General features: G+C 38.5%; 10 protein-coding genes and 1 pseudogene. 5 read left to right on the top strand and 6 right to left on the bottom strand.

Annotated features, from left to right (window positions below):
* Positions 1-19: 19 nt before the first annotated feature.
* The 3 genes from ACLBWE_RS01845 to ACLBWE_RS01835 all read left to right on the top strand — a co-directional run bounded on the left by ACLBWE_RS01845 (position 20) and on the right by ACLBWE_RS01835 (position 2,731).
* Positions 20-973, top strand: coding sequence for a TauD/TfdA dioxygenase family protein (locus ACLBWE_RS01845; protein ID WP_202732407.1), 954 nt, complete (start codon positions 20-22; stop codon positions 971-973).
* A gap of 74 nt (positions 974-1,047) precedes the next feature.
* Positions 1,048-2,148 carry an ABC transporter substrate-binding protein gene (locus ACLBWE_RS01840; RefSeq protein WP_447600971.1) on the top strand — a complete coding sequence of 367 codons (1,101 nt, stop codon included), beginning with the start codon at positions 1,048-1,050 and terminating at the stop codon, positions 2,146-2,148.
* 274 nt (positions 2,149-2,422) lie between these two features.
* The gene (locus ACLBWE_RS01835) at positions 2,423-2,731 is read left to right on the top strand and encodes a helix-turn-helix domain-containing protein (protein ID WP_447600809.1); all 309 of its coding nucleotides are present in this window, start codon (positions 2,423-2,425) and stop codon (positions 2,729-2,731) included.
* 191 nt (positions 2,732-2,922) lie between these two features.
* Here ACLBWE_RS01835 and ACLBWE_RS01830 read toward each other — a convergent pair whose 3' ends face one another.
* Entirely contained in the window at positions 2,923-3,159 is a 237-nt protein-coding gene (locus tag ACLBWE_RS01830; RefSeq protein ID WP_004642834.1) for a VF530 family protein, read from the bottom strand.
* Positions 3,160-3,221: 62 nt separating this feature from the next.
* On the opposite strand from ACLBWE_RS01830, the pseudogene ACLBWE_RS01825 reads away from it, so the two are divergent.
* Positions 3,222-3,433 (top strand): annotated as a pseudogene (locus tag ACLBWE_RS01825) (TetR/AcrR family transcriptional regulator); the annotation flags it as partial.
* A 1,079-nt stretch (positions 3,434-4,512) separates the two neighbouring features.
* On the opposite strand, the gene ACLBWE_RS01820 reads toward ACLBWE_RS01825, so the two are convergent.
* The 3 genes from ACLBWE_RS01820 to ACLBWE_RS01810 all read right to left on the bottom strand — a co-directional run bounded on the left by ACLBWE_RS01820 (position 4,513) and on the right by ACLBWE_RS01810 (position 10,926).
* Positions 4,513-5,709, bottom strand: a complete 1,197-nt coding sequence (locus ACLBWE_RS01820; protein ID WP_447600806.1) for an LLM class flavin-dependent oxidoreductase — start codon at positions 5,707-5,709, stop codon at positions 4,513-4,515.
* 22 nt (positions 5,710-5,731) lie between these two features.
* Positions 5,732-8,062 carry a TonB-dependent receptor gene (locus ACLBWE_RS01815; protein ID WP_447600804.1) on the bottom strand — a complete coding sequence of 777 codons (2,331 nt, stop codon included), beginning with the start codon at positions 8,060-8,062 and terminating at the stop codon, positions 5,732-5,734.
* A gap of 251 nt (positions 8,063-8,313) precedes the next feature.
* Positions 8,314-10,926 (bottom strand): TonB-dependent receptor, encoded by a 2,613-nt coding sequence (locus tag ACLBWE_RS01810; protein WP_447600802.1) that lies wholly within the window; start codon positions 10,924-10,926, stop codon positions 8,314-8,316.
* A 285-nt stretch (positions 10,927-11,211) separates the two neighbouring features.
* Between ACLBWE_RS01810 and ACLBWE_RS01805 the strand changes: the two genes are divergently transcribed.
* On the top strand, positions 11,212-12,795 hold the full coding sequence (locus ACLBWE_RS01805; protein ID WP_447600800.1) for an ABC transporter substrate-binding protein: 1,584 nt from the start codon (positions 11,212-11,214) through the stop codon (positions 12,793-12,795).
* A 62-nt stretch (positions 12,796-12,857) separates the two neighbouring features.
* Here ACLBWE_RS01805 and ACLBWE_RS01800 read toward each other — a convergent pair whose 3' ends face one another.
* The gene (locus tag ACLBWE_RS01800) at positions 12,858-13,262 is read right to left on the bottom strand and encodes an ExbD/TolR family protein (protein ID WP_001018517.1); all 405 of its coding nucleotides are present in this window, start codon (positions 13,260-13,262) and stop codon (positions 12,858-12,860) included.
* Positions 13,262-13,996, bottom strand: coding sequence for a MotA/TolQ/ExbB proton channel family protein (locus tag ACLBWE_RS01795; RefSeq protein ID WP_198495780.1), 735 nt, complete (start codon positions 13,994-13,996; stop codon positions 13,262-13,264). The genes ACLBWE_RS01800 and ACLBWE_RS01795 overlap by 1 nt, the downstream gene beginning before the upstream one ends.
* Positions 13,997-14,012: the final 16 nt, after the last annotated feature.

Below are 14,012 nucleotides of genomic sequence, written 5' to 3'. Positions count from 1 at the left end.
ATTATGACAGGAAATTAACATGACAACATTTATTCAGAAACCAGCACAACAACTACACGTTAAAAAATTAACTGGTCGAATTGGGGCTGAAATATCAGGCATTCATTTAAGCTCTGAGCTTGATTCATCAACCGTTCAGTTTATACATGACGCTCTATTAGAGCATAAAGTACTCTTCTTTCGTGGCCAGCAACATTTGGGGGATACCGAACAGGAGAAATTTGCAGAATTGTTTGGTTCACCTGTTAAACATCCAACAGTACCCGCAGTGGATGGCACAGATTTTATTTTTGAACTTGACTCACAAAAAGGTGCACGAGCTAATTCTTGGCATACTGATGTTACTTTTGTGGATGCTTATCCTAAAATTAGTATCTTGAGAAGCCTAATCATTCCTGAAACAGGTGGTGATACAACTTGGGCAAATACCGAAACTGCTTATGAAGATCTGCCTGAGCTTTTACAGCAATTTGCTGAGCAGTTGGTGGCTGTACACTCTAATGAATATGACTATGGTGGACCAAAACAAAATGTCGAACCGGAACAACTAGAAAGACTAAAGAAAATTTTTGTATCTACCAAGTATGAGACAGAGCATCCAGTAGTTGTAGTACATCCAGAAACTGGCAAGAAAAGCCTATTACTGGGGCATTTTTTCAAACGACTTGTGGGATTTAGCCAAAGTGATTCACAGCTTTTATTTAATATTTTACAAGAAAAAGTAACGCGACCAGAAAATACAGTGCGTTGGCAATGGCAGGAAGGAGATGTGGTGATTTGGGATAATCGCTCTACACAGCACTACGCGGTTAACGATTATGGCGATCAACATCGCGTTGTACGCCGAATTACACTTGCCGGTGAAGTAACGACTGGTGTACATGGCTTAAAAGGTAAAACCACATTACCCAAAGATTTATCAGCAGAACAACTCGAAAAAGCCAAGCTTCATGCTGTTTTAAATGCCAACTAAATACCACTTTAAACATGCAGAACGTCACTGTCGTTAACGGTAGTGGCGTCTGGTATGTTGTTGAGAAAAACTATATGGCCACACTATCAAAACGTAATCGATTTATCTGGATTATTCCTGCACTTATTTTTGTCGCTTTGCTACTGTTTATTTTCAAACCATCTTCATCAGCACCTTCAAAAACAATAAATCAGACGGAAAACATTGTAAAAATTAGAATTGCAGTACCTGATTTAAGCAGTAGCGAAAGACATAGTAGCGGCACACCACTGGTCGATTATATTTATTTAAATCAGCTACTCGAAAAAGCATTTGCAAAGAACAATATTCAGATTGAATGGCAATTTTTTAAAGGTGCAGGGCCTGTAATTAATGAAGCCTTGGCCAATAAGCAATTAGATTTTGCTTTTTTGGGTGACTTAGCAGCCATTATTGGTAAATCAAACCAAATTGATACCACTTTACTGGTGGCGACTGGACGACATATAGATGCTTATTTGGGGGTTCTGCCAAATAAAGGATATACCAGCTTAGAACAGTTAAAAGGTAAAAGAATTGCGATTTTTCAAGGAACTGCCATGCAGTTATCGTTTGATCAGTATATTGAGCGTTATGGCTTTACTGAAAAAGATTTCCGCATTATTAATTTGGATCCTGCTGCGGCCAATGCAGCACTTGCAGCTAAGCAGATTGATGCAAGCTGGGGTTTGATGTCAATTCTGGCGCTAAAACAGCAGAAAATTGTAGAGGTTCCGCTGAGTACTGGACAGCGGCAGGATGGAGCTGGGACAATTCAGTCGGGTCTGGTGGGTCGTAGTGAGTTTATTAAACAACATCCTGAACTTGTCCAAACACTGGTCAATACGGTTTTACAATCAGCACATTGGGTTTCACAGCCTGAAAACCGGGACAATGCTATTCAACTTGTCACTAAAAATGCAGGCTTACCAACAGAACTCTATGCGTTGAGTCTACAAGACAAAGCCTTAAAAACAGTTTTTTCACCACTTTTAGATGACTACTATCTTGGGCATCTACAAGAAGGTGTACAAACTGCATTAAAGGCCAAGCTGATAAAACGCGATGTTGATGTAAAACAATGGCAAAATGCTGAATTTGTCGAACGAGGGATTCAACAGTTGAATTACGTCAATTATTGGAACTCTTCAAAATAAAATTATTAAATGAAGCGGCTATGCAAAAAGACCTTAATCGAGGTCTCTTTTATCATCTACTTAACATTGTCTTATGAGTTTAGCCTTCGCTATCTAATATCAGCCAATACGAAGATGAGCAAAATTTTGCGCATAAATGGTAGAGGTTAAATGATTTTGAGCAAATATATTCACAAAAAGTCTTTTTTATAGTATTTTTGAGAAAATATTTGCTCATTTACTCCAATGAAAAAATTAACAATATAGAAGCTAAATTGAAAAGATGGGAACTGTTATGAACGTGAAAAATCAGACTCAAAATCGTCAGCAAGTTCTCATCGATTTATATAAACAATATTTATTGAGTGAGATTACACTGGGACAACTATTGTCATATTTACGCAAGAATGTGCTGGGCTTGTCGCAAGAACAATATGCTGCTTTAGTCGGGATAAGTCGTCGAGCATTAACTGATATTGAGCAGGACAAAGGTAAACTTACTCAATCAGTGTTAGATAAGGTGTTTAAGCCACTGGGTTTAAAAACAGGTCTTGTACCTACGCATGAACATATTGTTGGCAAAATTATAAAGCCATCTGAATGAGTGATTAACTTGGTAAACGATTAAAATTCAAATAGAACACTAAGGTGATAACTTATAAAATATTTGGTTCATGAACCTAGCTATGAATACATATTTTCCTACTAAAAAAGTCTTAAAAATAGACTAAATTTGTCTAGGAGAGTGGTGGTAGTCCACCACTAATTAAAATGCTGAGGTTAGGATTTTGATAGCTACGATTTCTGTTTAGCTTTTTGGCGTAAAACATACAAATATAAGTTTTCTACTTTTTCACGTGCCCATGGTGTGGTACGTAAGAATCGCAATGATGATTTAACACTTGGATCTATACAAAAACATCTAATTTCAATTTTACGATTTAAGCCTTCAAAGCCACCGTAGTAATCCAATAACTCATCCAAAATGTCAGCAAGTTTTTTGCCGTGTAAAGGGTCATTAGAGGCATTCATAATAGATCAACAATATTTGGGAGTCCATTATTATAACCTGAGCTAGTTGGAAAATGAGAGGGATTGCGAAAACACATCTCGAAGCATATTAGGTTGTAATTGATTATCGAAACTGGCTGATTAAAGAAATTTATAGTTGACTGTTAACGAAGATGCTTTGAAACAAGATGCACATATGTTTTTGTTTGATGGAGCAATTGTTCCGCTTTTAGACAGAAACAAACCAGATGAGCGGGAGAGATTGCTTGAATATTTTTTGATGCAATTGGGGTGAATATTTGAAGTACTGCGCCATTCATCATGATTTAAAGAATAGCTGTACACATGTATTATAACATTTTTATGTGTATGTAAAGGTTGTTTTAAAAATTTTACTTAACTTTCAATAGGATATGAAATAATCAATGTGTTCGAATTTAGCCTAAGCAAAATAATAATATTGCTGCTCAAAAGGCGATTTAGAAAAAGAAATCTATATGGCAGCCAGTAGTAATCACAAAATACAACTCGTAAAGGTGATGTGTAGGTCACTAGGGCAAATATAAAAGTGTAATTACAACTTATAGGAAACTACCTAGAGAATTATTCTGGCTAAGATTAGAAATAGGGTTAAGTCAATTTAAGCCGTTAAGAGTGCCACGGCTTAGTAAGTTGCTTGAGCAACAGATGCAGTCGAGCAAGCTTTTAATAATTCAGTGTAATGAAGTATAAACGGTGTAGCAGCAACGTAGAGTAGCCAGAGCCTTAGATATGGTAGGTTTCTAAATATCTTATTTAACATAATATACATTATACGAACAATTATATAATTCCTTATTATGTGTTTAGTTCTATCAAGCTTTAGCTACATTTTCTTCTTGCTGCTGCCTTACCATCACAGTTTTACGATAAAAAATATTGCTGCCATTGATGACAACATTACTGGAATAAAGATTTCTTTATTCAGATAACACTTATGAAACTCAACTAAATGATGATCTTCATCAAGTTTAACTGCCTGCGAACATAGCACCATTTGGCTCAAGCCCACGATCGAATTTTTCTGATTGCAAAATTAGACGAATATTATGTGCCTTTATCTCCACCACGTGCATCTACTTTGAGTAATTTGCCTTTAAAGATATTGTGTATGTTTGTCATGATAAATAGCCCTTATTCGATGCTTATCACGCTGAATTTTCAGGTTCAGTATGAAGGTTCTTGAGACTAAATTTGGTTTAGTTAAATATATAAGTTATTGATAATACATATCTTAATTGTTAAAAATTGCTTGACAAAATAAAACTTATCTAGAGAAAAATTAAAAAGCCCAACTAGCTTACTAATCAGGCTTATTTAAAGAACATTTAAACTTCAAAGCGCAATATCAAACTCTGGTGTAGCTACTGTAGGCTGTAATCGAGCACGTTGCTTTTTAAAGTTTGGAAGAACGTGTTCACCAAGTCGGTATGATTCTTCAAGATGTGGATAGCCTGCAAGAAAGAATAATTCTATGCCAATACTATTATATTCTTGAATACGCTCAATAATCTGTTGGTAGTTTCCCACTAAAGCAACACCCGGTGGAACACCAATATACCCAAAGCCAGACCAGACATTTGGATGTATAAAGAAGTCACTGACATTTTTACTACCATCTTTTTCAGCGTATTCTTTTTCGAAGCTAAGTACACGTGCTGAACGTAAACCCGCATGGGCTGCTGCTGCATGTAAGCGTTGCTTTTCAGCAGCTTCATCAAGAAAACGCTGTGCTTCTGCTAATGCTTCTTGTTCAGTACGGCGAGCGATTGTATCTATTGATAAACCAAATTTTATATTTTCACGACCATACTTTTTTGCACGTAAACGTACATCAGCAATCAATGCAGCGATTTCTTCAGGTTTTTCAGCTCTCATTAAATAATAGTCGGCATGTTTCGCTCCAAATTCGCGAGCAGCTTCTGAAGAACCTGCTGTACAAATAATTGGAAGGCTCGCTTTATTCAGTGGATATTTTAATCCACCACCTTCTGCTGAATAGTACTTTCCTTGATAGTGAAATGAAGGATTATTCCAATATCCTTTTACAACATCTAGAAACTCTGTGGCACGTGCATAACGTTCGTCATGAGGTAAATCATCACCTACTTGACGTTGAATCACTTCCGAACCTCCATTAATAATATTCCAAACCAGCCGATTACCTGTTGCACGCTGATAAGTTGCCGCAGTTTGTACGGCATTATATGGACTAAAATGATAAGGCTGGAATGCAGTCACAAAGTTAAGTTTTTTGGTTTCTCGAGCAAGTAACGAACATACTGTCCAAGGCTCTTCACCCGTTGGCGCATTCACCATGAGTGCACCAGCAAACCCATTAATTTCTGCAGCCCGTGCGATCTGACTTAGATAATCAATATAGGTAAAATCATCACCTACGTTATAGTTCGAAACCGCTCCGGTATTTTCAACATTTTCAATATTGGCCCAATCACCGCGATTACGTGGATCACCGGGTAAAAATTCTGTTTCGCCATGAAGTGGCAAACGTGTAAAAAATTCAATTCCCATTATTTTCTCCGTAAAGCAAAGCTTAGAATTTTGCAGTGAGAGAAACACCAACTTGACGTGGGTTTCCATAGGTTAAGACATATTGCCCAGCAGGACCATTCGGTCGCCCATGAACTTGATATTCTTCATTTAACAGGTTTTTAACGTAAGCATTAACTTGGTATTTATTATTTGCGCTGATATACCCAACGTTCGCGTTCCATAAGGTGTACGCTTTTTGACTCAAGATTGGGTCAACTGAATAATCTTGACGATTGACTAGGAAAAACTCACGGTCACGATATTTTGCATCTGTGCCCACAATAACTCGTGCTCCACTATCAAGATTAAAGGTATATTCACCCCCTAAACCAATAGTGTATTTTGGAGAACGAACCAAGCTGTTACCTGTATTGTCAGCATTTACGACATTGGTTACTGGGTTTTTATCAACGAAGTCGGTGTATTCACTGTCTAAATAAGCGCCTGCAAAACGTAGGCGTAAATTATCGGTCGCTAAATAGTCTAATTCTAATTCTGCACCTTTTACTTCTGCCTTAGGTCCATTTGCCAGAACTGAGGTTACCCCTCCACCCTGTCCTTCGGTCGCAACCAATAGATTTGTTTGAATGTCTTTGTAGTCGTAATAGAAAATATTGGCATTGGCCGTTAAATTGCCTTGTAACAAGCTAGACTTCAAACCTAGCTCATAACTATTTAAATATTCTGGGTTAACATCTGCAAGTTGCGTTAGACTACTTGAAAGACCGGTGTTGAAACCTCCTGAACGGAAACCTCGAGCAAAACGGAAGTATGTGTTGATGTCAGGAGTAATTTCATATTCAGGCGTAATATCGTAGGTCAGCTCATTCCATCTCTTTTTACGGCTTGTTGAACCATTTGCGTTAGGTGTTGGGTTATAAACCGCATTACTGTACCCATCCTTTTGCCACCAACTGCCTTTGGTGTAATCGCCCGTGGTAATTTGAACAAGGTCTAGATCAATGTCTTTTTCTTCACTTGTCCAACGTAAACCACCTGTTACTTTAAATTTGTCGGTAAATTTATAGGTACTGTTTCCAAACAGGGCAAAACTTTGGGTGGTCTGGTTATAGGTAATATCCCTGAAAGCAGGCGTTCCCGCGGTTTGAGCTGGAGCGCCATTCGGTAATGTTTTGTTTACTCGTGCGCTTACCCCTGTTGAATCCAAATCTTCATTAAAGTAGTGAAAACCTGCGATCCAACTGAGTCTTTTTTCAGCATCAGAAGAAACACGAAACTCTTGGCTATATTGGCGCCACTCATTATCGCTATAGCTTCTTGCTACATCATATGGCGTATAGTCACCATCAGAAATAGATTTTTGAGTGGTTTTATCAAACGCTGTAATGGATGTAAAAGTATGACCGCCCCCTAAATCTCCTGTTAAGGTGAGTGAAGCGCCATCATGTTGGATTTTATTACTTTCAGGCAAATCTAAATTTGTATCTCGGCCTTGTGGTCTTTCATAGACACCCCAGTATTTTCCAATACTTAACGAACCATTATTGCCAAGACCATTATAAGTTTGGCTATGTAGATTGACTAAAGCATTCCAATCATCATTAATTTTTCCTAATATCTGGAAGCGGAATGATTTTTTATCTACATCCCCGTAGTTCTCACCATTGGCTAAATTTTTTGCATAGCCATCGCGATCTTCTGAATAGAATGCTCCTCGTACGGCAACGTTATCTGATATAGCCCCGTTCACGGCGCCTTCAAAAGTACGGAGATTATGGTCACCTATTCCTATTGTTCCATAGCCGGTCGGTTTATCTGAAAAAACAGGTTTTCGTGAAATGTAATTCACCGCACCAGCCGTGGTGTTTTTACCGTAAAGCGTGCCTTGTGGACCACGTAGAACCTCAATACGTTCTAAATCGAATAAATCTCCAGCACCAGCAACAGGCGCATTTAGATAAACCCCATCTGCATAAATACCGACTGGGAAAACTGTAGAGGCTGCAACATCGCCAGTTCCCAGACCGCGAATATACCAACGTGGACGGCTATCGCCATCTGGGTTTTCAGCTGCTGCATTTGGTGTATAAGTTAAAACATCGCCAATAAATGTTGAGCCTTTCGCAGCCAAATCTTTGCCCGAAACTGCTGTAATTGCAGTCGGAACTTTTTGAATGTTTTGTGCACGATATTGTGCAGTAACGATGACATCGCCTAATTTTTTTACATCTTTAGCATTTACCACTTGAGCTTGTTGCTCAGCAGGAATTGCATCAGCATCATCGTTCGCTAAAGCTAATGTCGATACACTCGCCGTTACTCCCCACATAGCAGTTAAAATACTCTGCCTAATTTTTGTAACCTTAAACATGGTGACTCCATTTAAATAAATCTATTCTTATATTGGCAACTTCTATGCCATTTAATTTATTTAAGTATTTTCAAACACTTATTAAAAATTAAAAAATAAAATGAGTAAAAATTGCTGATAGATAGACAGTCTGAAACGTATTATTGTTGTTATTTCAACATTCACGATTTAATGTGTTTTATATCCAGTATTAATAATAAAGCCATACAGACGTATGGCTTTTTAAGATTCTTGGAAATAATTGATTGGTTTTAAAATTTATAACTAAATTGGCCTTGTACAGTCAGAGGGCGCATTGGTTGTAAAAACTCGCTATTCGCTCCTGCCAAACCATTCACAAAATTTCGTTCATTGGTTAAGTTAAGAATGTTAAGGCCCACCGTCCACTGTGGCTGGCGATAATAAAGACCTAAGTCCAGATTATAGTTGTTCGGTACTTTCACGGTTTGACTTAAGTTTGTGTACCAGTAGCTTGTCCACCATCCTGATAGGTTGACCCCAAAACCAGACTGATGTTGGTAATCTACATAAGCACTTGCAGAGTACTTGGGAATTCCTGCTGCATCATAACGTCCGGCTTTACGTTGGTTTAAAGCGTTATTGTCTCCCCAAACCGTAGCATTGTCTGCATGAAAGCCAAATGGTGAAAAACCAGCAGGTATAATAGAACTGTATTCAGCATCCAAATAAGTGAAATTGCCCCCAATCGCTATATTTTTTTGTAGTTGCCATCTTAATGATGACTCAATACCTTTTACTTCAAAGCGGGCCATATTACCGTTCGTATCTGGTGATAAATCCCGTTTTTGTTCAAACCCACTTAGGGTTAAAAATAACTGGTCAGTGATAGGTTCATACTTAAATCCTATTTCTTTTAGCTCACTTTGACTGTCAAAAGCTAATGGATTGAGTTGATTTCCTGCGCCCCAAATCAAGAAAGGCCCAAATACTCCCGTATTTAATGCGGTGCTTTTGTCATAAGTAAAATAGAGTGTGCTTTTCGCCGTAGGCTTAATGAACGTACTGAGTTGGTAGCTCAATAGGCTATATTCGTCACTCGATGAACGGACATCTGTAGGGGTTAAAACAAGTGGGTTTTCAAGTTTTGCTCTTACAGAACTATGGTTAATACCTAAATTAATACCGAATACATCGTTAAAGGTAAAATTTTGCTGAGTGAATATGCTCAACGTATCCCAAAAACCAGAACCCGTATAAACAGCTCCTCCTCCATTTGGTGGGAAGCCACCTTTTTCTGCATATAAACCATTTCCAATTGGGTACATGCGCGGTAAATTTAAATAACCAAAATATTGAGAATATTGTGGTACTCCGGCTTGTCCAATCCAACCTCCTGTTGAACCGCTATTGTTAATTAACCCCAGTAAATCACCAGGGTTCTTCTGTGATGGATCATTGGTTAAATCATATGGATTAATATTAAAACTATTATTTGCAGCTAAAGAGGTAAACTTCTCATGACGATATGTTCCCCCTGTACTGCTTTTATTATTAATTTTTACGCCACCTATTTCAAAATCATAGTCGCCTAAAAATTCTAGTCGGTTATCAATTAACTCATGATCTAAATCTGTAAAGAAGCTTCCAACAGAGTCGCCTAAATCTTTGTTATTTTGATAGAGCGTACTGTTTGCAATAGACCAATGTTCATTTAAATCTTTAATTACTTTTAATTGAGTGCTAAATCGCTTGGCACTATTTTTATCTTCACTACGTCCAGAAACATGATCATCTAGCTTGACCAATTCATTACCGGGGATTGATGGATCATAGACCCAACCTTTAATAGTTCCCGCTTGATCAGCAGTTGAGTTCGGTAACGGTGTGGTCTGAACTCCACCAACAGCCACATATTGGTTTTTATCGTTCTTCTGACGAGTTTGCCAACCAATGACTTTAGAATTTGCCGCACCCGATTCAAATACAGGAGACCAAAAAGTCGAACCGTTTTGAATAATAGGCGTAGCTCTACCCTTGTAATAGAGACCACTATCAACTGATTGTTGCGACGCTCTATTCCAGCCATGTGTCACATTAAAATCGTAATAGTCATCGTAACTGATATTCCAATCTACCCGTAAACGATCATTTGGGCGCCAAGCAAGTGCCCCATAAAATGCATTAAAGTTATTTTTCACATTGTCATAATAGTCATCTGTCTTTTGTGCTGTTGCACTCACGCGAAATGCTAATTCTTTTGAAATGGGTGCCGTGTGATCAATACTGACAGAGAAATTAGGCTCTGCGCCTTTACCTGAGTAAATGGAACCTACAGTCCCAGAGATATTGGTTTCGGCTTTATTAAAATTAGGCTTTTTGGTCAGGTAGTTAATATATCCACCAGAACCTGAAGTCGGCGCAAAAATTACACCTGTTGGCCCTGCCACAATATCGGCTCCTTCATAAGCATTGAGATTGGTCGGATGGCGGGTACTATAAATTCGTTGGCTATCTTGAAAAACTTCTGAGTTCTGTCCACGAATTTGTGGAGCAAAGTTAGCATTTTGTCCCCCGCCTCGCGTAATGCTAGGTGCATATTTGACAAGATCATCCGCACTTCGAATAACATCTTCTCTAAATTGTTGTTCTGATACTTGGGATACTACACGCGGGGTATCCAATACAGAGCTATCCGTTCCATAAATTGAGGTCACTTTGCGTTTGGGAACAACGGTGGTTTTCTTAGCTGCTCCAGTAACGACTACATCTGACAAAGTAATTACATCACTTTCATAATCGCCTGCTTGTTGTGGTGTTTCTTCGGCAAAAACATATAACGGTAAAGTCGTCCCTAATACGCTAAGCGCAATAACTAAAGGTTTTAATTGAAAAGGCTGTCTCATATCACACTCAGTAAAGTAAATTTACAAGGCGTTACGCAAAGCCTATGCCAACCAATAAACGACCAAATAATTATCCTTAACCAATTGATTCAGTTATTTTTAATTTCTCATTCTTTATTTATCACTTCTATTCATGTTTGTTTTTTCAACAAAGCTGTTGGAATAGAGACACTCACCAAAAACAAGACTTCTATAAGCTAATGATAAATATAGTAAAACCATATAAAAAACTTGGCATTTATTCTGCAATACCTTAGAAGATGAAGATCTAATCAGGTATTTATAATGACAAATCAAACATTTCTGTTATCACGTCGAAAATTTTTAACACAAAGTCTCACGGCGCTAGGTGGCGTCTCTTTAATGAGCAGCTTATCAGGCTGTGGCCCCTCTCCAGATAATAGTACCGAATCAAAAACTACCTCTTCAGCAACGCCTAAGCATGGAGGAGTTATACGTTTGGGTTTAATTGGAGGACAACAATCAGGCAGTCTAGATCCTCATCTTTCAGCATCGGGAAGTGGTATTACACGAGGTTTCGCTATTTATAATAAGTTATGGGAATGGGATGAAAATATGCTGCCCCGACTTGCTTTAGCCGAGTTTGCTGAACCTAATCACAATGCAAGCGAATGGACCATTCGTTTACGCAAAGGCTTAGAATTTCATCACGGTAAAACTATTACCGCAGATGATGTAATCTTTTCAGTGAAACGCCTAACAGATCCTAAACTCGCTTCACCATTTCGTAATCTGGTGCAGTGGATTGACCGAGATCGTATTCAAAAACTAGATGAATACACTGTTCGTATTCCTTTTATTAGTACGATTCCCGGCTTTGTTGCACTGCCAGAAACTTGGGTAAACTTTGGAGGAATTGTACCGACTGACTTCGACCCTATTCATAATCCAGTCGGAGCTGGTCCATATAAAGTCAAAGAGTTCATTCCGGGGCAACGTTCTGTTTTTACCCGTTTTAATAATTACTTTAAACCTGACAAACCTTATGCAGATAGTTTTGAAGTGATTGATTTTAAAGATCAGGTCTCTCGATTAAATGCTTTATTGGCTGGGCAAATTGATGTAGCAAATGCAATTTCCCCTGAATATATTAAAATTTTGGAGCAAGCAAAACACATTCAAACCATACGCTCTGCGACCAATACACATAATAGTTTTGACTTTAACACTCAACAAGCGCCGTTTAATGACCCTAGAGTGCGTCAGGCATTTCGTTTAATTGCAAACCGAGAGGAGTTGGTACAACGAGGCTTAAATGGGCAAGGTCGAATCGGCAACGATCTTTATTCGCCGCAAGACCCTGCCTTTCTCAATTTACCGCAGCGCCAACAAAATATTGCCGAGGCAAAAAATCTATTAGCGCAAGCAGGTTTTAAAGATGGTTTGAGTGTAGAGCTTGTTACCCCAGTGAGTAGTGCTCAACCTGCATTAATTTTTGCCGAGCAAGCAAAACAAGCCAATGTGAATATTCGAGTTAAACAAGTCGATTTTGCAACGTTTAACGGTCCTGACCGCAGTAAGTGGCAGCTATCGAGTAATGCGACCAATGTCGGCACGCCCTATTTATCGACTGCCGTTGTTAACGATGCTCCAATTTCTACGACGAATCGTGTGAATTTTAAAGACCCTGAATATAGTGAGTTATTTTTTAAAGCACTGGCAGAACCTGATTTAGTCAAACGCAAAATCTATTTAGCGCAAGCACAAAAAATTCAACATGAACGTGGTGGAATGCTCATTTGGGGATTTAGCCATACGATTGACGTAGCAGCTAAAAATATTGGTGGTTTAACTCCTGAACATACGATTTTTCCAACATGGCGTTTTGAAAAACTCTGGAAAGCTTAATATTCATCTGTACTCACAATATAAAAAAAGCTGCCGAAGCAGCTTTTTTTATGGAGGCCTAATTATTTAGGCACTGTAATCACAGAGAGTTTATCTACCCCTACACGTTCAATACTTGCCAATAATTTTGCGACTGTTCCATAAGGTACGGTCTCATCAGCATTTAAGTTTAATGCTAATTTAGGGTTACTGCTTTTGCGTGACTTTATTTCTTGTTCAAAGTTAGCAAGTGTCACCTTATCTTTATCAAGGAATATTTCACCTTGTGGATTTACACTAATGACCACAGCTTTGTTTTGGTCTGTAGATTGAGTCGGAGCCGCTTTTGGTAAGTTCACTTTTACCGTATTTGTTAACAAAGGAGCTGTCACAATGAATACGATGAGTAATACCAACATGACATCGACTAGCGGCGTAATATTAATTTCACTGACGACATCGTCTTCTTGAGAGGTAGAAATTGCCATTATGCAAACACTCCTTTCTCTTTCACTTCTTTAGCAGAATTATCTTTAAGCGCCGTATTACCAGTCGTACCTTTTTTAGCAGTTGGTAGCTGGAATCCTGCTTTTTGATTTAGACTCACGAAGTCCGTTGCAAAATCATCAAGATCTGCGCCAATTGTTTTTACTTTACGCACAAAGTAGTTATAGGCAAGTACCGCAGGTACAGCAACTGCAATACCAATACCAGTTGCAACCAGCGCCTCTCCAATTGGCCCAGCCACGACATCCATACTTGCATTACCTGAATGAGCAATGGCTTGTAATGCATGAATAATCCCAAATACTGTACCAAACAGACCAATGAAAGGTGCGTTATTTCCAATAGAAGCCAGTAAAGCCGAGCCTTTTTCTAATTGACGGCGCTCGGTAAGAACTTGTTTACTTAAATGGCGCTCTAATAAGTCCTGACGACTCCAACTGTTTTGTAAGTCTTGATGTGTCTTTTCATCTGCTTCAATTAATGTTTGAAAACCTGTGTTAGCTACTCGAGCTGCTGGGCCTTCACCAAGTTCAGACTTAGTTACTGCATCTGATAAGTTTTTTGCTTTCCAAAACTCTTCTACAAAAAGCTTACTTTGTTTTGTTGCTCGCTGTGTCTGGACCACTTTAACCACAATCAACACCCAAGTCACAATTGAGAAAGCAACTAATAACCAGATCGTGCCGTCATGGATCAATGAATTAATATCTGTCATGAAAATATCCTCTTAA

This window comes from Acinetobacter sp. M5A5_2a (assembly GCF_053345265.1).
This window is presented reverse-complemented; position numbering and strand designations above follow the sequence as displayed.